Source organism: Malikia spinosa (assembly GCF_002980625.1).
Lineage (GTDB): Bacteria > Pseudomonadota > Gammaproteobacteria > Burkholderiales > Burkholderiaceae_C > Malikia > Malikia spinosa.
Genome location: NZ_PVLR01000047.1, coordinates 1 through 19,520 on the forward strand (window position 1 = coordinate 1; position 19,520 = coordinate 19,520).

A 19,520-nucleotide genomic window follows, 5' to 3' on the forward strand; every position below is an offset into this window, starting at 1 on the left:
TGGCGCAAGGCCACCGGGTGCGGGTGCAGTCGGGCGCCGGCCTGGCCGCCAGCGCGACCGATGCGGCCTATCAGGCCGCTGGCGCCGAGATCGTCGATGCCGCGGGCGCCTTCGGTGCCGGGCTGGTGCTCAAGGTGCGTGCGCCGTCGCTGGCCGAGCTGGCGCTGACGACCGCGGGCGCTGCGCTGGTCGGCATGCTGAACCCCTTCGACGCCGAGGGGTTGAGCCGCATCGCCGCTGCCGGCCTGACCAGCTTCGCGCTTGAGGCCGCGCCGCGCACCACCCGCGCGCAGAGCCTGGACGTGCTGTCCTCGCAGGCCAACATCGCCGGCTACAAGGCCGTGCTGCTGGCGGCCAACCAGTACGGCCGCCTGTTCCCGATGCTGATGACCGCTGCCGGCACCATCAAGGCCGCGCGCGTGGTGGTGCTGGGCGTGGGCGTGGCCGGTCTGCAGGCGATCGCGACCGCCAAGCGCCTGGGCGCCGTGATCGAGGCCTCTGACGTGCGGCCCTCGGTCAAGGAGCAGGTCGAATCGCTGGGCGCCAAGTTCATCGAGGTGCCCTACGAGACAGCCGAGGAGAAGGAAGCCGCCGAGGGCGTGGGCGGCTATGCGCGCCCGATGCCGGCGTCCTGGCTGGCGCGCCAGCAGGCCGAGGTCGCCAAGCGCGTGGCGCAGGCCGACATCGTGATCTCGACCGCGCTGATCCCGGGCCGCGCCGCGCCGGTGCTGATCACCGAGGACATGGTCCGGAGCATGAAGCCGGGTTCGGTGATCGTCGACCTGGCCGCTGGCAAGGGCCCGCTGGGGCCGCATGGCGCACCGGGCGGCAACTGCCCGCTGACCGAGGCCGACCGGAGCGTGACCCGCCACGGCGTGCACCTGATCGGCGAGACGAATCTGCCGGCGCTGGTGGCGGCCGACAGCTCCAGCCTGTACGCGCGCAACCTGCTCGACTTCCTCAAGCTCGTGCTGCCGAAGGACGCCGACGCGCTGCAGCTGCCCGCCGACGACGACATCGTCACGGCCTGCCTGATGACGCAGGACGGCCAGGTCCGGCGTCCGTCCTGAATTCCTGAGCCCCTGGGTCTCTGCGCCCCTGGGCCTTGGTGCCCCCGTTACCCCTGGCCCATGTCCCGTGTCCGGGCCCGGCCCCGGGCTTGAAGCCGAGTCCGTCCTCGGGCCCTTGCCCTGGTCCCCGTACCAGTCCCCGCCATTGCCCCTCCTTCAACTCCCTGTCAGGAAAGTCTCTCCGATGGAAGCCGTCTCCCCCACCCTCATCAACCTGATCATCTTCGTGCTGGCGATCTACGTCGGCTACCACGTGGTCTGGAACGTCACTCCCGCCTTGCACACGCCGTTGATGGCAGTCACCAACGCGATCTCGGCCATCGTGATCGTCGGCGCCATGCTGGCCGCGGCGCTGACCGAAACGCCGCTCGGCAAGGCCATGGGCGTGCTGGCCGTGGCACTGGCCGCCGTCAACCTGTTCGGCGGCTTCCTGGTCACGCGCCGCATGCTCGAGATGTTCAAGAAGAAGGAACGCAAGGCCCCGGCCGCGGCCGCTGCTGCCGTGACGGCTTCGCCTGCCGCCACAGCAACTGAAGGAGCCACCAAATGAGCATGAACCTGGTCGTACTGCTGTACTTGGTCGCCTCGGTCTGCTTCATCCAGGCCTTGAAGGGCCTGAGCCACCCCAAGACCTCGATCCTGGGCAACGCCTTCGGCATGGGCGGCATGGCAATTGCCGTGCTGACCACGTTCGGCCTGATCGTCACGCTCGCGCAGCAGATGCAGCTCGATGCGGTGCAGGGCCTGGGCTGGGTGCTGGCCGGTCTGGTGCTGGGCGGCGGTGCCGGCGCGCTCATGGCCAAGCGGGTCGAGATGACCAAGATGCCCGAGCTGGTCGCCTTCATGCACAGCATGATCGGCCTGGCGGCGGTGTTCATCGCGGTGGCCGCCGTGGTCGAGCCCTGGGCGCTGATCCCCGGCCTGCTCAAGGGCATGGAAGCGCCACTGGGCAACAAGGTCGAGCTGTTCCTGGGCGCGGCGATCGGTGCCATCACCTTCTCGGGCTCGGTGATCGCGTTCGGCAAGCTGTCGGGCAAGTACAAGTTCCGCCTGTTCCAGGGCGCACCGGTGACCTTTGCCGGCCAGCACCTGCTGAATCTGGTGCTGGCAGTCGCGATGCTGGCCCTGGGCCTGCTGTTCACGCTGGGCCAGGGCGAAACCGCCTTTGCCGCCTTCCTGGGCCTGCTCGCGCTGGCCTTCGTGCTCGGCGTGCTGATCATCATCCCGATCGGCGGCGCCGACATGCCGGTGGTGGTGTCGATGCTCAACAGCTACTCGGGCTGGGCGGCGGCAGGCATCGGCTTCAGCCTGAACAACGCGATGCTGATCGTGGCCGGCAGCCTGGTCGGGTCATCGGGCGCGATCCTGAGCTACATCATGTGCAAGGCGATGAACCGCAGCTTCTTCAGCGTGATCCTGGGCGGCTTCGGTGCCGACGCCAGCGAAGGGGTGTCGAGCAACGGCGGCGTGCAGCGCACCGCCAAGAGCGGCAGCGCCGATGACGCGGCCTTCATCCTGGGCCACGCCGAGACGGTGGTGATCGTGCCGGGCTACGGCCTGGCGGTGGCGCGCGCCCAGCACGCGGTCAAGGAGCTGGCGCACAAGCTGACCGAGAAGGGCATCACGGTCAAGTACGCGATCCACCCGGTGGCCGGCCGCATGCCGGGCCACATGAACGTGCTGCTGGCCGAGGCCGAGGTGCCCTACGACCAGGTGTTCGAGATGGAGGACATCAACGGCGAGTTCGGCCAGGCCGATGTCGCGATCATCCTGGGCGCCAACGACGTGGTCAACCCGGCCGCGCTGCAAAAGGGCAGCCCGATCTACGGCATGCCGATCCTGGAGGCCTACAAGGCCAAGACCGTGATCGTCAACAAGCGATCCATGGCCGCGGGCTACGCCGGCCTCGACAACGAGCTGTTCTACCTCGACAAGACCATGATGGTGTTCGGCGACGCCAAGAAGGTGGTCGAGGAAATGACCAAGGCCATCGAGTGACCACTGGGCAAGGACTGTCACTTTTTCGCACAGTTGTCGTTTTTTGCGACGCCAGGTGCGGCCAGTGACAGTCCGGCGCCAGCTAAATGCCACGCCAGCGGCCAGCAGACGGGTTTTTCCAGGCTGGCACGGAACTTGAGAACCTATTGATGCCGGTCAGGCAATCTGTTCCACCCGAATTTCAATCAGAGGAAGACAAGATGATCTACGCAGCTCCCGGTGCCGAAGGCGCCAAGATCGCCTACAAGGCCCAGTACGACAACTTCATCGGTGGCCGTTGGGTCGCGCCGGTCGACGGTCAGTACTTCGACGTCATCACCCCGGTGACCGGCCAGGTCTACACCCAGGCCGCCCGCTCGGGCGCGGCCGATGTCGAACTGGCACTCGACGCTGCACACGCCGCCGCCGACGCCTGGGGCAAGACCCCGGCCGCCGAGCGCGCCAACCTGCTGCTCAAGATCGCCGACCGCCTCGAAGCCAACCTCGAGCTGCTGGCCTACGCCGAAACCGTGGACAACGGCAAGCCGATCCGCGAGACGCTCAACGCCGACATCCCGCTGACGATCGACCATTTCCGCTACTTCGCCGGCTGCGTGCGGGCGCAAGAAGGCGCCCTGAGCAACATCGACGACAACACGGTCGCCTATCACATCCAGGAACCGCTGGGCGTGGTCGGTCAGATCATCCCCTGGAACTTCCCGATCCTGATGGCGGCCTGGAAGCTGGCACCGGCCCTGGGCGCGGGCAACTGCGTGGTGCTGAAGCCGGCCGAATCGACCCCGATCTCGATCCTGGTGCTGGCCGAGCTGATCGCTGATCTGCTGCCGCCCGGCGTGCTCAACATCGTCAACGGTTTCGGCCGCGAAGCCGGCATGCCGCTGGCGACTTCCAAGCGCATCGCCAAGATCGCCTTCACCGGTTCGACCAGCACCGGCCGCGTGATCGCGCAGGCCGCCGCCAACAACCTGATCCCGGCCACGCTGGAGCTGGGCGGCAAGTCGCCCAACATCTTCTTCGCCGACGTGATGGACAAGGACGACGGCTTCCTGGACAAGGCGATCGAGGGCCTGGTGCTGTTCGCTTTCAACCAGGGCGAGGTCTGCACCTGCCCGAGCCGCGCGCTGATCCAGGAATCGATCTACGACAAGTTCATGGAGCGCTGCCTGGCGCGCGTGGCCGCCATCAAGCAAGGCAGCCCGCTCGACACCGACACCATGATGGGTGCGCAGGCTTCCAAGGAGCAGCTGGCCAAGATCATGGCCTACCTCGACCTGGGCAAGCAAGAAGGCGCCGAAGTGCTGATCGGCGGCGACCAGGCCCACCTGGGCGGCGACCTCGAAGGCGGCTACTACATCCAGCCGACCCTGTTCAAGGGCCACAACAAGATGCGCATCTTCCAGGAGGAGATTTTCGGCCCGGTGCTGGCCGTGACCACCTTCAAGGACGAGGCCGAGGCGCTCGAGATCGCCAACGACACGCTCTACGGCCTGGGCGCCGGCGTCTGGAGCCGCAACGGCAACGTCGCCTACCGCATGGGTCGCGCGATCAAGGCCGGCCGGGTCTGGACCAACTGCTACCACGCCTACCCGGCACACGCAGCCTTCGGCGGCTACAAGGAATCGGGCATCGGCCGTGAAACGCACAAGATGATGCTCGACCACTACCAGCAGACCAAGAACCTGCTGGTCAGCTACAGCGAGAGCAAGCTCGGCTTCTTCTAAGAAGCGCCAGGCTCAGGCCCCTCAGGGGCGCTGGGCCTTAAGATCATCCAGCGCTGCGGCGCCTGGAGCGCCGCGGTCGCCGGGGGCGTCCACCTCATACTGGAGTACCAGAAATCGGTGGCCGCCCTCGGGGACCGCGGCTTTGTGCTTGGCAAGGCCAAGGCTGGAAACCACTAGAAGGAGATCCGCATGGTTGAAAAAGTCATTGCCACCCCGGCCGCGCTCGAACTGATCGAACGGCTCAAGACCCGGCATGGACCGGGCCTGATGTTCCATCAGTCCGGCGGCTGCTGCGACAACAGCGCGGCCAACTGCTATCTGCTGGGCGAACTCACCATCGGCCAGGGCGATGTCTACCTGGGCCAGATCGGCGGCTGCCCGTTCTACATCGGCAAGGCCCAGTACGAATACTGGCGCCACACCCAACTCATCATCGACGTGATCGAGGGCCATGGCGGCACCTTCTCGCTCGAAGGCCCGGAGGGCAAGGCCTTCCACACCCGCTCGCGCGTCTTCACGGCCGAGGAACTGGCCGAGCTCGATGCCGAGGCGTAAGACCAGGGGCCAGACAGCCCTCGGGACGGCATCACCCCGGCAGCGGCAGCAGTTGCTGCTTCAACGCCAGGCGGGCGAAGCGCGCACCGGCTGCCGGCTCAGCGCTTGATCGCCTGCAGCTTGGCAAACGCCGAGGCCAGCGCGCCGGCCGGCGCCGGCTCGCTGCGACCGCCGCGCTGGGCCTGACCGCGGCCGGCCGGCTGGAAGCGGTTGGCCCCGGCTGAACCTGCGCCAGCGCCGCCGCCCTCACGCCGCTCGCTGCGACCGGCGCCAGCACCCGCCTCAAGCTTCATGCTCAGCGCGATGCGCTTGCGCGCCACGTCGACCTCGACCACCCGGACCTTGACGATGTCGCCGGTCTTGACCACCTCGCGCGCGTCGTTGACGAACTTGTTCGACAGCTGGCTCACATGGACCAGGCCGTCCTGGTGCACACCCAGGTCGATGAAGGCGCCGAACTGCGCGACGTTGCTGACCGTGCCTTCCAGGATCATGCCTTCCTTCAAGTCGCCGATGTCCTCGACCCCGTCGTTGAAGCGCGCAACCTGGAAATCCGGGCGCGGGTCGCGGCCCGGCTTTTCCAGCTCGGCCAGGATGTCCTTGACCGTGATCAGGCCGAACGCCTCGCTGACCAGCAGCTCGGGCTTGACGCCCTTGAGCAGGTCGGTTCTTCCCATCAGCTCGGCCACCGGTTTGCCGGTCTTTTGCATCAGCTGCTCGACCAGCGGATAGGTCTCGGGGTGGACGCCGGTCATGTCGAGCGGGTTGTCGCCACCACGGATGCGCAGGAAGCCCGCGCTCTGCTCGAAGGTCTTGGCGCCCAGGCCGGTGACCTTCAGCAGATCCTTGCGGCTCTTGAACTGTCCGTTGGCCTCGCGCCAGCGCACCACCGACTTAGCCACGCTGCCCGACAGGCCAGAGACGCGCGCCAGCAGCGGCGCGCTGGCGGTGTTGAGATCGACGCCGACCGCGTTGACGCAATCCTCGACCACGGTTTCGAGCGAGCGCGCCAGTTCGCCCTGGTTCACGTCATGCTGGTACTGGCCAACGCCGATGCTCTTGGGGTCGATCTTGACCAGCTCGGCCAGCGGGTCCTGCAAGCGGCGCGCGATGCTGGCGGCGCCGCGCAGGCTGACGTCGACATCGGGCATCTCTTGCGACGCATATTCGCTGGCCGAATAGACCGAGGCGCCGGCCTCGCTGACGACCACCTTCTGCGGCAAGGCGGAGGCATCCTGGCCCCGGTCGGCCAGGCGTTTCAGCAGGTCGGCCGCCAGCTTGTCGGTCTCGCGGCTGGCGGTGCCGTTGCCGATCGCGATCAGCTGCACGCCGTGCTTGAGGCACAGCGCGCCCAGGGTCGCGATCGAGCCCTCCCAGTCACGGCGCGGCTCATGCGGATAGACGGTCGCGGTATCGAGCAGCTTGCCGGTCTGGTCCACCACCGCGACCTTGACCCCGGTGCGGATGCCGGGGTCCAGCCCCATCACGGCCTTGGGGCCGGCGGGTGCGGCCAGCAGCAGGTCGCGCAGGTTGTCGGCAAAGACCTTGATCGCGACCTTCTCGGCCTCGTCGCGCAGTCGGGTGAACAGGTCGCGCTCGGTGGACAGGCTGAGCTTGACGCGCCAGGTCCAGGCCACGCATTTGCGCAGCAGGTCGTCGGCCGGGCGGCCCTGGTGGCTCCAGCCCAGATGGCGCGCGATGCGGCCCTCGGCCAGCGAGGGCGCGCTGCCGGGCTTGGCGCCGGCGGGCAGTTCGAGCTCGGGCAGCACCAGACGGGCGTCGAGGATCTCGAGCGCGCGGCCACGGAACACGGCGAGCGCGCGGTGCGAGGGCACGCGAGCGATCGGCTCGTCGTAGTCGAAGTAATCGCGGAACTTGGCATTGTCGGGCTGGTTCTCGTCCTTGCCATCAACCTTCTTGCTTTGCAACAGGCCTTCCTGCCACAGCCATTCGCGCAAGGATTGCACCAGCGCCGCGTCCTCGGCCCAGCGTTCGGACAGGATGTCGCGCACGCCGTCGAGCACGGCCGCCACGGTCGTGAAGTCGCTGCCGTCCTCGCCCTTTTCCGGCTTGACAAAGCTCATGGCTTCATCGGCAGGCACCAGAGTCGGATCGGCGAACAGCCGATCGGCCAGCGGGGCGATGCCGTTCTCGCGCGCGATCATGCCCTTGGTGCGGCGCTTCGGCTTGTAGGGCAGGTAGAGGTCTTCGAGCTCCTGCTTGGTCGGTGCAGCCAGGATCGCGGCCTGCAGCTCTGGCGTGAGCTTGCCCTGCTCGGCTATGCTTTTGAGCACGGCGGCGCGGCGGTCTTCCAGCTCGCGCAGGTAGCCCAGGCGCTGCTCAAGCTCGCGCAGCTGGATGTCGTCGAGGCCATCCGTGGCCTCCTTGCGGTAGCGGGCGATGAAGGGCACGGTAGCGCCGCCGTCGAGCAGATCGACCGCTGCCTTGACCTGGTGGGGTTTGACCGAGAGTTCCTGCGCGATCTGCGCGATGATTTTTTGCATGCTGGCTCTGGGTCCGGAGACGCCCCTGCGGGCTCCCGGATACGGGATTGCGAAAGGGGCGAGTTTGCCAGATCAGACTTCAGTCAGCCACCACCCGCACGAACCTCGGCACCACTCCACCTGGGGTGGAAACCTGGTCCATGAACTCCTCCATCGGACGGAACCAGGTGATGGCCTGGCTGTCGCCCTGCAGCGGCTTGTAGAGCACGCCGGGCTTGAGCGTGGCTTCGATCAGGCAGGTGCCGACCACCTCGTAGAGCCCGCCCTTGTAGTGACGAAGCCGGGTGCCGGGCTGGAACTGTTGCGAATGGGGGGCGTGAAAAGGCATGGCAAAGGGTGATTCGGGCTGGACGGATAGCGGCAAAAGGATGGCGACAAAGAAAGCGCTTATTGTTGCTCGACTGGAAAACGCAGCGCCTGCTGCCCAGGCAGCTTGACCATGCAGGCCAAGAACAGGGAACTGGTCAGCCAGCGAGCCAGCCAGGCCCGCAGCGCCGGCAAGACTTGCTCCGCCCACCAGGCCGGCTCGATGGCCGCGAACTGGCGCACGAACGGAAACAGCGCCAGATCGGTCGCGCAGGGCCGCTCGCCGCCGAGCCAGGGGCTGCGCTGCAGGATCTGCTCGAGCGGGCGCAGCAGGACTTGCAGCGCCGGCTCGCGCGCCAAGGCCAGGTCCGCCAAGCCGTGGCGTTCGGGATATTTGTAGCGGTCGAGCTGCTGCTTGAACGGGCCGTCGTTGCGCGCGAGCAGATCAAGATTGCGCGCGGTCTGGCCCAGGCTCCACCAGCCCTCGGTATCGGCGGACAAGGCCCAGCGCATGATGTCCCAGCTCTGCTCGAGCACCTGGCCGTCGGGCAGGCGCAGTACCGGCACCGTACCCTTGGGCGACAGCGCCAGCAGCGCGGCCGGCTTGTCGCGCAGCACGATCTCGAACGCCTCGAAGGGCCGGCGAGCGACCAGCAGCGCCAGGCGGGCGCGCATCGCATAGGGACAGCGGCGGTAGGTGTAGAGCAGCGGCAGCTCGGAATAGTCGACGGCATTCATGGCCGGATTGTCACCCGCCTGCAGGATGATCCGGCTGTCGGCCCGCGCCCATTGCCCGGCCACTGCCGACGCTGCCGATGCCTGAACTTGAGCCTGGCCGCCAGCCGACCTACTGCGGGCTTGCGACAATAGCTTCTCACGACAGCCCCTTTCATGCCGATGACGCGCGCCGACCCGAGGAAGACCCCATGACCCCCGCCCCAAGCCCCCTGCTGCCCGGCTTCATCGCGCTGCACGGCAACCGCGCCGAGGACCTGGCGCAGGCGCTGATCGCCTGGCTGCAGCAGCACCCGCTGGCGCCGCTCGAGGAGGAAATCATCCTGGTCCAGAGCAGCGGCATGGCCGAATGGTTCAAGACCGAGCTGGCCTGCCAGGCCGGCGTCTGCGCGGCGGCGCGGGTCGAGCTGCCGGGGCGCTTCATCTGGCGCACCTACCGCCAGGTGCTGGGCGCGGGCGCGGTGCCGCGCGAGTCGCCGCTGGACAAGCTGCCGATGACCTGGCGCCTGGTCCAGCTGCTGCCCGGCTTGCTGGATGAGCCGGCCTTCGCGCCGATTGCGCATTATTTGCAACCTGGTGAGCCCGAGCGGCTGCCGCAGCTGGCCGCGCAGCTGGCCGACCTGTTCGACCAGTACCAGAACTACCGCGCCGACTGGCTGCAGGACTGGGCCGCAGGCCGCGACCAGCTGCGCGACGCCAGCGGCCGCAGCGCCGCCCTGGCCGAGGAACAGCGCTGGCAGCCGGCACTGTGGCGCGCGGTGCTCGACACCCTGGCGCCCGAGCAGCGCGCGGCGACCCGGCCCGACCTGCACCGGCAGGTGCTGGAGCGGCTCGATGATCCGGCCTTCACGCCGGAGCGGGTCGCGCGGCGCATCGTCGTCTTCGGCATGAGCCATATCCCGGGCCCGACGCTGGAGACCCTGGCCGGCCTGGCCCGGCACAGCCAGGTGATGCTGGCGGTGCCGAACCCCTGCCGCTTCCACTGGGGCGACATCATGGAGGGGCGCGAGCTGCTCAGAGCCAGGCGCCGGCGCCATCCGCTGCGCCAGGGTGTCGAACTGGCCGAGCTGCCGCTGGAAGACCTGCACCTGCATGCCCACCCGCTGCTGGCGGCCTGGGGCCGGCAGGGGCGCGACTTCATCCGCCAACTCGACGATTTCGACGACAGCGTGGCCACCAGCCAGCGCTTCCCGAGCCTGCGCATCGACCTGTTTGACGAACAGGAGGAAAGCGCTGCCACGCCGCTGCTGACAAGAGTCCAGCAACGCATCCGGGACCTGGAGCCGCTCGACCCGGACCGCGACAGCCCGCCGCTGGCCGAGGACGACCGCTCGATCATGTTCCACCTCGCGCACAGCCCGGTGCGCGAGCTCGAGGTGCTGCACGACCAGCTGCTGGGCCTGCTGGCCGGCCCGGACCTGAATCCGCGCGACATCGTGGTCATGGTGCCCGATGTGCAGCTGATGGCGCCTGCGATCCGGGCCGTGTTCGGCCAGTACCCGCGCCAGGACCGGCGCCATATCCCGTTCGACATCGCCGACCTGAGCGCCCGGGCCAGCAGCCCGGTCGTCAGCGCCATCGAGTGGCTGCTGCGGCTGCCGGGCCAGCGCTGCGGCCTGAGCGAGCTGGTCGACCTGCTCGAGGTGCCGGCTGTTGCCAACCGCTTCGGCATCGAGGCCGAGCAGCTGCCCCAGCTCGCGCAATGGATGGGCGGCGCCGGCATCCGCTGGGGCCTGCATGCCGGCCAGCGCGAGCAGCTCGACCTGGCCGCCTGCGGCGAGCAGAACAGCGCCTGGTTCGGCCTGCAGCGCATGCTGCTGGGCTATGCGACCGGCTCGCTGGCCGAGCTGGCACAGGCCTCGGGCTGGCAGGGCATCGAGCCCTATGCCGAGGTCGGCGGGCTCGACGCCGAACTCGCGGGCAGCCTGGCCCATCTGCTGCAAGCGCTGACGCAGTGGTGGCAGCACAGCACCCAATCAGCCAGCCCGGCCGACTGGTGCGAGCGGGCGCGCTGGCTGCTGGCCGCGCTGTTCAAGCCGGTCGACGAGCTCGATACCCAGGCCATCGCCGCGCTCGACGAAGGCCTGTCGGCCTGGCGCACCGCCTGCGACCAGGCCGGCTTCGTGCAACAGGCGCCGCTGGCCGCGCTGCGCCAGGGCTGGCTCGAAGCGCTCGAGGTGCCGCGGCTGGAGCAACGCTTTCGCGCCGGCGGCGTCACCTTCTGCACCCTGATGCCGATGCGCGCGATCCCGTTCCAGGTCGTCTGCCTGCTCGGCATGAACGACGGCGACTACCCGCGTCGCGCCATGCGCAGCGACTTCGACCTGATGGGCCAGCCTGGCCAGTTCCGTCCCGGCGACCGCTCGCGCCAGCATGACGACCGCCAGCTCATGCTCGAAGCCCTGCTGTCGGCCCGGCGCCTGCTCTATATCAGCTGGACCGGGCGCAGCGTGCGCGACAACAGCGCGCAGCCGCCCTCGGTGCTGGTGTCGCAGCTGCGCGACTACCTGGCCGCGGCCTGGGGCCCCGAGGCGGTGGCGCAGCGCACCACTGCGCACCCGCTGCAGCCGTTCAGCCGGCGCTATTTCGAGGCCGGCTCCGAGCTGCTGACCTACGCGCGCGAATGGCGCAGCGCGCACGATCAACTGGCCGGTGCCGAGACTGCGCTGGCCGTCCAGCCCATGGCCCTGCCCGGCCAAGAACCCGACCTGGCCGTGGCCCTGACGCTGGAGCGGCTCGAGCGCTTCCTGCGCAACCCCGTCAAGACCTTCTTCCGGGAGCGCCTGAGCGTGAGCTTCTGGAGCCCGCAGCAAGAGCCTGGCGACACCGAGGCCTTCGGCTTCGACGGCCTGCAGCAATACCAGTTGCTGCAGCAGCAGATCCAGCATTGGCCGGCGCCCCAGGCCGGCGTCGAGCTGTCCGGGCTGATCGCGCGCAAGCTCGACGGCCTGCGCCGCTCGGGCGCGCTGCCGATGCAGGGCCTGGGCCAGCTCAAGCAGCAGGAACTGCAGGCCACCCTGGAGGCCATGGGCCGGGCCTGGCAGCAGGCGGGCCAGGACTTCCCGCAGCCGGACGCGCGGCTGGCGGTCGAGTTCGAGCACCAGGGCCTGCTGCTGCGCGACTGGATCGACCCGGTCTACCGCAACGACGCTGGCGAACGGGCCTGGCTCAGGCTGGAATCCGGCAAGCTGACCGATGGCAAGAAGAAACCCATGCCGCGCGCCGACAAGCTGGTCGCGGCCTGGCTGGTCTCGCTGCTGGCGGCGGCCTGCGACCAGCGCCTGCACGGGCGCGTGGTGGGACAGGACGGCGTCCTCGAGATCGAGCCGATGGATACGAAGAGCGCCAGCGCGGGGCTGCAATGCCTGTTCGAGCTCTGGCTGCTGGGCATGCGCGAGCCGCTGCCGTTGCCGCTCAAGACCGGGCTGGCCGTCGCGCGCGACATCAAGGAAGACGGCAGCAGCGATCCGGCCAAGACCTACGAGGGCAGCGGCGATGCCTTCAACGACTCCATGGCCGAGGTCAACGACATGTGCCTGGCGCGCCTGTACCCGGACTTCGAAGCCCTGCTGGCGGCCCGGACCGAGGACGGCTCGGGCCTGCAGGAGCTGGCCGAGCGCCTGTATGTCCCGCTGCTGGATTGGGCGGCACGCCATGTGAGCGCCCGCCTGCACGCCTGAAGGCCACTACGCCCGAAACGGATCACCCATGAACGCCCACGCCACACCGCACAACCTGCAGGCCGAGACCTTCCCGCTCTGGGGCTCGCGCCTGATCGAAGCCAGCGCCGGCACCGGCAAGACCTGGACCATTGCCGCGCTGTATCTGCGCCTGGTGCTGGGCCACGGCCAGGCCGACAGCGCCTTCGCGCGCGCGCTGCTGCCGTCCGAAATCCTGGTCATGACCTTCACGCGCGCGGCCACGCGCGAGCTGTCCGACCGCATCCGGGCCCGCCTGCTCGAGGCGGCACGCTGCTTTCGCGGCGAGTCTGCGCCTGCCGCCGCCGACCCGTTCCTGCAAGGCCTGCTGGCCGACTACCCGGACGAGAAAGCACGCAACAAGGCCGCCTGGCAGCTGGCGATGGCGGCCGAGAGCATGGACGAGGCCAGCGTGCACACCATCGATGCCTGGTGCCAGCGCATGCTGCGCGAACATGCGTTCGACAGCGGCAGCCTGTTCGACGAGGAACTGGTCGCCGACGAGCAGGCCTTGCTGACCGAGGCGGTGCAGGACTACTGGCGACGCGAATGCTATCCGCTGTCGGAACAGGCGCTGGGGGAACTGCTGCAGGTCTGGCGCGACGAGGCCGCGCTGCACCAGGACATGCGCGACCTGTTGGGCCAGGGCGACCCGCTCGACGGCGACCCGGTGTCGCTGCAGCAGGTACTGGCTGAAGGCCGGGCCGCGGTCGATGCCGCGCTGGCGCAATTGCGCGCGCCCTGGGTCGAACGCAGCCAGGCCATGCTCGACTTCGTGCAGGCGCAGTCGCCGCCGGCTAAGCAGGGCTGGAACGGCAAGAAGTTCTCGATCGCCCGGCTCACGGGCTGGATCGAGACCCTGGCGGCCTGGGCCAGCGGCGAAAGCGACTCCACCCTGCCCGACCTCAAGACCGGCTGGGAGCGGCTGACCCCGGACGGCCTGCAGGAGATGCGGGCCAGCGACGCCAGCCCGATGCCGGCGCTGCCCGAGGCCTTCGAGCAGTTCAGCCAGCTCAAGGACGAGCTCGAACGGCTGCCGCAGCCGGGCCAGGCCGCGCGCCGGCATGCCGCGACCCATGTCGCGCGCCAGTTGCTGCTGCTCAAGCGGCGCCAGGGCAGCTTCGGCTTTGCCGACATGCTTGAGCGACTCGACGCCGCGCTGCAGGGCGAGCACGGCGAGCGGCTGCGCGCGCGCATCCTGGCCCAGTACCCGGTGGCGCTGGTCGACGAGTTCCAGGACACCTCGCCGCTGCAATACCGCATCTTCGACCAGATCTACCGCAGCGCGGACAACGACCGCGCCCGAGCGCTGCTGTTGATCGGCGACCCCAAGCAGTCGATCTACGGCTTTCGCGGCGCCGACATCTACAGCTACCTGCAGGCACGCCGCGCCACCGGCAACCGCCACTACGCCCTGTCGGTCAACTACCGCTCGACCCAGGAACTGGTGCGTACGGTCAACCACTGCTTCCTGCAGGCCGAACAGGCGCGCGAGTCCGGCGCCTTCCAGTTCAAGGGCCCGGCCGGCAACCCGCTGCCCTTCGTCGAGGTCGAGGCCCAGGGCCGCGCGGAACGCTGGGTCGGATCGGATGGCGCGCTGCCGGCGCTGATGATCCAGCATGACCTGGTGCCACGCAGCACGACCGCGATCCGCCGCTTCTTCGCCGAGCGCTGCGCCGAACAGATCGTGGGCTGGCTCAACGACCCGGACAACGGCTTCGAGCGGCCGGATCAGCCGCTGCAGGGCCTGCGCCCGCGCGACATCGCGATCCTGGTGCGCACCGGCAAGGAAGCCGCTGCCGTGCGCCGGGCGCTGCAGCGGCGCGGCGTGGCGTCGGTCTACCTGTCGGACCAGGACTCGGTGTATCGCAGCGACGAGGCACGCGACCTGGTGCACTGGCTGCGCGGTGTCGCCACGCCGCAGGACTCGGGGCTGGCGCGCGCCGCGCTGGCGCTGGCCCTGATCGGGCTGCCGCTGCCGACGCTGGGCCGGATCGCGGTCGACGACGAGGCCTTCGACGCGCAGGCCGCGCTGCTGCGCGAGTTGCAGCAGGTCTGGCAGAGCCAGGGCGTGCTGGCCATGCTGCGCCAGTCGCTGCACCGCTTCGGGCTGGCGGCGCGCTGGCTGCAGGACGATGGCGGCGAACGGCGCCTGACCAACTACCTGCACCTGGCCGAGCTGCTGCAGACCGCCAGCAGCGAACTCGAGGGCGAGCAGGCGCTGATCCGCTGGCTCATGAACCGGATCGCCGAGGGCAGCGGGCAGAACGAGGAGCAGGTGCTGCGCCTCGAAAGTGACTCCGACCTGGTCAAGGTCATCACGGTGCACAAGAGCAAGGGGCTCGAATTCCCGGTGGTCTGCCTGCCCTATGCCACCAGCTTTCGCAACTTCGATTCGCGCTTCGTCAAGTCGGCCTACCTGCCGCGCGAGGACGGCAGCCGCGAGCTGGTGCTCGACCTCAACGACGCAGCCCGGGTCCGCTACGAGCGCGAGCGCCTGCGCGAGGACATGCGGCTGCTCTATGTCGCGCTGACAAGGCCGCGCCATGCGCTCTGGATGGGTTTCTCGGCCGTCAAGCTCTACCAGGGCGACGGCTGCTACAGCCACCTGAGCGCCGCCGGCTACCTGGTCGGCGGTGCCGAGCCGCGCGCCGCCGAGGACTGGCTGGAGCCGCTGCAGGCGCTGGCGGATGGCTGCCCCGGCATCGAGCTGCGCGCGGCCGACAAGACCGTGCCCGTCACGCGACTGCATCGCCCCGACGACAGCAGCGAACTGCTGCCCGCGCCGCACTACCAGGCCAGCTTCGACCTGAGCTGGGGCATCGCGAGCTACTCGCGCCTGACGCGCGACCTCAAGACGCCAGGCGCCGTGCCGGGCAGCGGCCTGTCGCCGATCCAGCGCGTGCGACCGGCCGACGACGAGGCCGCGCCTGTCGCAACATCGGATGCCGAATCCAGCCCGGAATCCGACTCGCTGTCCCGTCCGAGCAGATCGCTGGCACCCGCACCGGCCGACTCCGCGATCTGGCACCGCTTCAAGCGCGGCCCGCTGACCGGCAACTTCCTGCACGACCAGCTCGAATGGCTGGCGCAGGAGCGCTTTGCGCTGCAGGACAACGACGCGCTGGCGGCTCGGCTGCAGGCGCGCTGCGAACGCGCCGGCCACGAGGAACAGGCGCCCGCGCTGGTCGGCTGGCTGCGCGATGTCGTGGGCACCCGCCTGGCCGGCCCAGGCGTGGCGCTGGCAGAACTCGAAAGCTTCCGCTCGGAGCTCGAATTCTGGCTGCCGCTGGACCGGATGGACACGGCGCGCGTCGACCAGGTCTGCCGCACTCACCTGCTGGCGGGCATAGCCCGGCCCCAATTGCAGGGCAGCCAGCTGCACGGCATGCTGATGGGCTTTGCCGACCTGGTGTTCGAGCACGAAGGCCGCTACTGGGTGCTGGACTACAAGTCCAACTGGCTCGGTGCCGACGACGGCGCCTACGGCCAAGATGCACTGGTGCAGGCCATGGCCCAGCATCGCTACGATGTGCAGGCCGCGCTCTACCTGCTGGCACTGCATCGCCTGCTCGCCAGCCGCCTGGGCTCTGCCTACGACCCGGAACGCCAGCTTGGTGGCGCGGTCTACCTGTTCCTGCGCGGCATCCACGGCCAGGCCCAGGGCAGCTGCTGCCTGCAGCCCTCGCTCGAATGCCTGACGGCGCTCGACGCCATGCTCGCGCCCCCCTTGCTCGCCACGCCATGACCGACACCCTTCATACCCTTCACGCCTGGGCCGACCAGGGCTGGCTGCGCCGCCTCGACAGCGCACTGGCCGCCTTCGTGCAGCAGCAGGACCCGCAAGCCGCGCCGGCCGTGCTGGTGGCCAGCGCCCTGCTGGCCCAGATGGAAGGCCGCGGTCACAGCTGCCTGCCGCTGGCCAAGCTGGTGCAGCCCGCCGCTGCCCTGCTGGGCTGGCCGGACCTGGCCCAGCTCGAACTGCAAGCCCTGTGGTCCAGCCTGCCGGCCGGGCTCGACGGCTGGGTCCAGGCCTTGCAGGACTGCCGACTGGTGCGCCAGGCGCTGACGGATGAGGCCGCCGGCCAGGACGAACCGGACCTGGGCCAGCCGCTGGTGCTGGGCGGCACGCGTGCGGCCCCGCTGCTCTATATGCGCCGCTACTGGGTCTACGAACAGCAGGTCGCCTCGGCCATCACCGAACGGGCCGCCAGGCTGCAACCGGTCGACCGTGCCCTGGCCCGGCAATGGCTGGACCGGATGTTCACCCCCCAGCCGATCGAGCCAATCGAGCCGACCGATCCGAGCCAAGCCGAGCCCAGGACCGACTGGCAGAAGATCGCTTGTGCGCTGGCGCTGCGCAGCGGGCTGACCGTCATCACCGGCGGCCCGGGCACTGGCAAGACCTACACCGCCGCCCGCCTGCTGGCGCTGCTGCTGGCGATGAGCCCGGACGCCAGCCGGCTCAAGGTCGCGCTGGCGGCACCGACCGGCAAGGCCGCGGCGCGACTGCGCCAGTCGATCGACCAGTCGCTCGGCAGCCTGCAGCCCAGCCTGGGCCATACGCTGGATCTGCAGACACTGACGACTCGCATCGGCAAGGCCAGCACGGTGCACTCGCTGCTCGGCATGCAGATGGGCAGCCGCCAGTTCCGGCACGACGCGCGCCATCCGCTCGACCTCGACTTGCTGATCGTCGACGAGACCTCGATGATCCACCTCGAGATGATGGCCGCGCTGCTGCAGGCCATGCCGCCGCATGCCAGGCTGGTGCTGCTGGGCGACAAGGACCAGCTCGCCTCGGTCGAGGCCGGCTCGGTGCTGGGTGACCTGTGCGCCCATGCAGCCCAGGTCCGCTATGACGCCGCGACCCGGGACTATCTGCTCGAAGCGACGGGCGAGGCGCTGCCGGCCTCCTCGGCCCGGGGCTCGGCGCTGGACCAGCAGACCGTGATGCTGCGCCACAGCCGGCGCTTTGGCACCACCATCGGCGCGCTGGCGCGCGAGGTCAACGCCGGCCAGGCCGGCCCTGCCATGCAGCTGTTGAGGCAGAACCACGACGGTCTGGTCTGGCTGGCGCCGCAGCCCGCCAGCCCCGAGATCCTGCTGCAGCTCGCGCTGCAAGGCCGCCCTGGCGCCAGCGCCAGCTACAGCGACTACCTGCTGACAATCCAGGCCGGCCCGAATCAGCTGCAAGCGCAGGACCCAACTCAGGCCGCGGGACAAGAAAGCCCCGAGCAGGCCCATGCCGACTGGGTCAAGCGGGTGCTGATCGCCTTCGACCGCTTCCGCATCCTGTGCGCGGTGCACGAGGGCGAATGGGGCGACCGGGCACTGAACCAGGGCGTGCAGCGCGCGCTGGCGGCACGGCGCCTGATCCGGCCCGAGGGCGAATGGTTCATCGGCCGCCCGGTCATGGTCACGCGCAACGACAAGGCGCTGGGCATCTTCAACGGCGACGTCGGCATCGTGCTGCCCTCGGCCAGCGCATCCTCCTCGGGCAGCAAGAGCTTGCGCGCCTATTTTCTCGACGGCGAACAGCTGCGCTCGGTGGCGGTGAGCCGGCTGGCCCATGTCGAGACCGCCTTCGCGATGACCATCCACAAGAGCCAGGGCTCGGAATTCGCGCACACGGTGGTGGTGCTGCCCGAGGTCGGCGGCGAGATCATCACGCGCGAGCTGGTCTACACCGGCATCACGCGCGCCAGGGAGTTCCTGTCGATCGTCGAGCCCCGGCCAGGGCTGCTCGGCGAAGCCATCGGCCGGCAGGTCCAGCGCGCCAGCGGCCTCGAATTCAGGACCAGCAAAGGCATCTGAGCCGGAAACGATCACCTGTCGTGAATTCTGAGTCCCGGCGCCGGGGACTCAAGGCCTTGCCAGCAGCTCGGCGCCCAGCGCCAGCAGCGCCGCGCGCTCGCGGGCCGGATCGAACAGCGGTGCACGCTGCCCGCATTGCTGCTGCAGGCGCTCCAGCAGCGACGGGCTGGGCAGGCCGTGCAAGGCAGAAGAACCGGCCTGCACCTCATCGCGGCAGCGCAGCAGCAAGTCGGCCAGAGCAGCCGCGTCGCCGCACTCGAAATAGCCCGCATAGTCCGGCCCCAGCATGCCGACATTGCCATCGACGCGCGAGGCCAGCACCGGCGTGCCGCTGCGCACCGCCTCCATGATCACATGGGCGCCGCCTTCCATCAGACTCGGGTGCAGCAGCAGATGGGCGCGCTGAATCCGGCGCCGGGTCGCCTCGTGCGCCAGCGCGCCGAGCCAGCGGTACTGCGGACAGTCGCGCATGACCGCAAGCGCCTGCTCGGCCCAGGCCGGCTCGAGCGCCGCGCCGACATGGTCGATCAGCAGGCCGGGCTGGTCGCGCAGCAGCCGCGCCGCCTGCCAGACCGTCTGCGGCGCTTTTTCCTCGCGCAGATGACCGACCACCAGCACGCGCAGCTGGCGCGTCGTCTTGTGCTGCGGCGCACGGGCGCTGCAGGACTGGAAGATCACGCGCGACTTGGGGTGCAGCGCCGCCGGAAGCGCCAGCGGCGCGCGCTCCTGCAGCAACACCAGCTGCTGGGCCAGCTCGAGCGATTGCCGGGCCTGCGCATCCTGCGCGATGTCACGGTACAGGTCGGTGCCCGTCAGCACCACTGCCAGCCCACGATCCGGATGCTGCTGCGCCCAGGCCTGGATCGACGCGGCCGAACGGCGCGCATGCAGCGCGATCATCGCGCTGTCCTCGGCATCGCGGCCGCTGCCGCTCCAGTCGCGGCAGATCCGGACCCGATAGCGCTCGGCCAGCATGGACTGCCAGCGCCGGGCGGTCTGCCAGTTGCCGTTGTTGGCGTCCGCCAGGGCCGGACTGACGATGACGAGGGAGACCTTTTGCATCGGCCGATTCTGCCATCGACTCAGGCCGGCCTGCTCCCGCTGGCCTGATCCCCC

Annotated in this window: 12 protein-coding genes; 8 read left to right on the forward strand and 4 right to left on the reverse strand. The window is 69.3% G+C overall.

Going from position 1 to position 19,520, the window contains the following annotated elements; all coding sequences use genetic code 11:
- The 5 genes from C6P61_RS14900 to C6P61_RS14920 form a co-directional block, all read left to right on the forward strand.
- A partial coding sequence (locus C6P61_RS14900) for an NAD(P) transhydrogenase subunit alpha (RefSeq protein ID WP_105730721.1) occupies positions 1–1,070 on the forward strand: 1,070 nt, incomplete at its 5' end.
- 184 nt (positions 1,071–1,254) lie between these two features.
- Complete coding sequence (locus C6P61_RS14905; RefSeq protein ID WP_105730722.1) at positions 1,255–1,620, forward strand: NAD(P) transhydrogenase subunit alpha part 2; 366 nt, start codon at positions 1,255–1,257, stop codon at positions 1,618–1,620.
- Positions 1,617–3,068 carry an NAD(P)(+) transhydrogenase (Re/Si-specific) subunit beta gene (locus C6P61_RS14910; RefSeq protein WP_105730723.1) on the forward strand — a complete coding sequence of 484 codons (1,452 nt, stop codon included), beginning with the start codon at positions 1,617–1,619 and terminating at the stop codon, positions 3,066–3,068. Before C6P61_RS14905 ends, C6P61_RS14910 begins: the two co-directional genes overlap by 4 nt.
- A gap of 200 nt (positions 3,069–3,268) precedes the next feature.
- Positions 3,269–4,789 (forward strand): aldehyde dehydrogenase, encoded by a 1,521-nt coding sequence (adh, locus tag C6P61_RS14915; protein ID WP_105730724.1) that lies wholly within the window; start codon positions 3,269–3,271, stop codon positions 4,787–4,789.
- Positions 4,790–4,978: 189 nt separating this feature from the next.
- A complete protein-coding gene (locus C6P61_RS14920; RefSeq protein WP_105730725.1) occupies positions 4,979–5,344 on the forward strand; it encodes a DUF779 domain-containing protein in 366 nt (121 codons plus the stop codon).
- 98 nt (positions 5,345–5,442) lie between these two features.
- On the opposite strand, the gene C6P61_RS14925 is transcribed toward C6P61_RS14920, so the two are convergent.
- From C6P61_RS14925 to C6P61_RS14935, 3 genes are all read right to left on the reverse strand, one after another.
- Positions 5,443–7,848: a Tex family protein gene (locus tag C6P61_RS14925; protein WP_105730726.1), complete on the reverse strand. Its 2,406-nt coding sequence runs from the start codon at positions 7,846–7,848 to the stop codon at positions 5,443–5,445.
- Positions 7,849–7,927: 79 nt separating this feature from the next.
- Positions 7,928–8,176 carry a DUF1653 domain-containing protein gene (locus C6P61_RS14930; protein ID WP_105730727.1) on the reverse strand — a complete coding sequence of 83 codons (249 nt, stop codon included), beginning with the start codon at positions 8,174–8,176 and terminating at the stop codon, positions 7,928–7,930.
- A gap of 59 nt (positions 8,177–8,235) precedes the next feature.
- Positions 8,236–8,892, reverse strand: a complete 657-nt coding sequence (locus C6P61_RS14935) for a glutathione S-transferase (protein ID WP_105730755.1) — start codon at positions 8,890–8,892, stop codon at positions 8,236–8,238.
- Between the two features lie 188 nt (positions 8,893–9,080).
- On the opposite strand from C6P61_RS14935, the gene recC reads away from it, so the two are divergent.
- Genes recC through recD form a run of 3 tightly spaced genes read left to right on the forward strand, consistent with a single transcriptional unit; the run spans position 9,081 to position 18,404 of the window.
- Entirely contained in the window at positions 9,081–12,569 is a 3,489-nt protein-coding gene (gene recC, locus C6P61_RS14940) for an exodeoxyribonuclease V subunit gamma (RefSeq protein ID WP_105730728.1), read from the forward strand.
- A gap of 28 nt (positions 12,570–12,597) precedes the next feature.
- Positions 12,598–16,335 (forward strand): exodeoxyribonuclease V subunit beta, encoded by a 3,738-nt coding sequence (recB, locus tag C6P61_RS14945; protein WP_105730729.1) that lies wholly within the window; start codon positions 12,598–12,600, stop codon positions 16,333–16,335.
- Complete coding sequence (gene recD, locus C6P61_RS14950) at positions 16,332–18,404, forward strand: exodeoxyribonuclease V subunit alpha (protein ID WP_244908971.1); 2,073 nt, start codon at positions 16,332–16,334, stop codon at positions 18,402–18,404. The genes recB and recD overlap by 4 nt, the downstream gene beginning before the upstream one ends.
- A gap of 48 nt (positions 18,405–18,452) precedes the next feature.
- Here recD and senB read toward each other — a convergent pair whose 3' ends face one another.
- Entirely contained in the window at positions 18,453–19,466 is a 1,014-nt protein-coding gene (gene senB / locus C6P61_RS14955; protein ID WP_105730730.1) for a selenoneine biosynthesis selenosugar synthase SenB, read from the reverse strand.
- Positions 19,467–19,520: the final 54 nt, after the last annotated feature.

Bases quoted from the DNA above. Each gene is read 5' to 3' on its own strand.
- C6P61_RS14905 (WP_105730722.1), top strand. From the start codon at position 1,255: ATGGAAGCCGTCTCCCCCACCCTCATCAACCTGATCATCTTCGTGCTG.
- C6P61_RS14910 (WP_105730723.1), top strand. From the start codon at position 1,617: ATGAGCATGAACCTGGTCGTACTGCTGTACTTGGTCGCCTCGGTCTGC.
- adh (WP_105730724.1), top strand. From the start codon at position 3,269: ATGATCTACGCAGCTCCCGGTGCCGAAGGCGCCAAGATCGCCTACAAG.
- C6P61_RS14920 (WP_105730725.1), top strand. From the start codon at position 4,979: ATGGTTGAAAAAGTCATTGCCACCCCGGCCGCGCTCGAACTGATCGAA.
- C6P61_RS14925 (WP_105730726.1), bottom strand. From the start codon at position 7,848: ATGCAAAAAATCATCGCGCAGATCGCGCAGGAACTCTCGGTCAAACCC.
- C6P61_RS14930 (WP_105730727.1), bottom strand. From the start codon at position 8,176: ATGCCTTTTCACGCCCCCCATTCGCAACAGTTCCAGCCCGGCACCCGG.
- C6P61_RS14935 (WP_105730755.1), bottom strand. From the start codon at position 8,892: ATGAATGCCGTCGACTATTCCGAGCTGCCGCTGCTCTACACCTACCGC.
- recC (WP_105730728.1), top strand. From the start codon at position 9,081: ATGACCCCCGCCCCAAGCCCCCTGCTGCCCGGCTTCATCGCGCTGCAC.
- recB (WP_105730729.1), top strand. From the start codon at position 12,598: ATGAACGCCCACGCCACACCGCACAACCTGCAGGCCGAGACCTTCCCG.
- recD (WP_244908971.1), top strand. From the start codon at position 16,332: ATGACCGACACCCTTCATACCCTTCACGCCTGGGCCGACCAGGGCTGG.
- senB (WP_105730730.1), bottom strand. From the start codon at position 19,466: ATGCAAAAGGTCTCCCTCGTCATCGTCAGTCCGGCCCTGGCGGACGCC.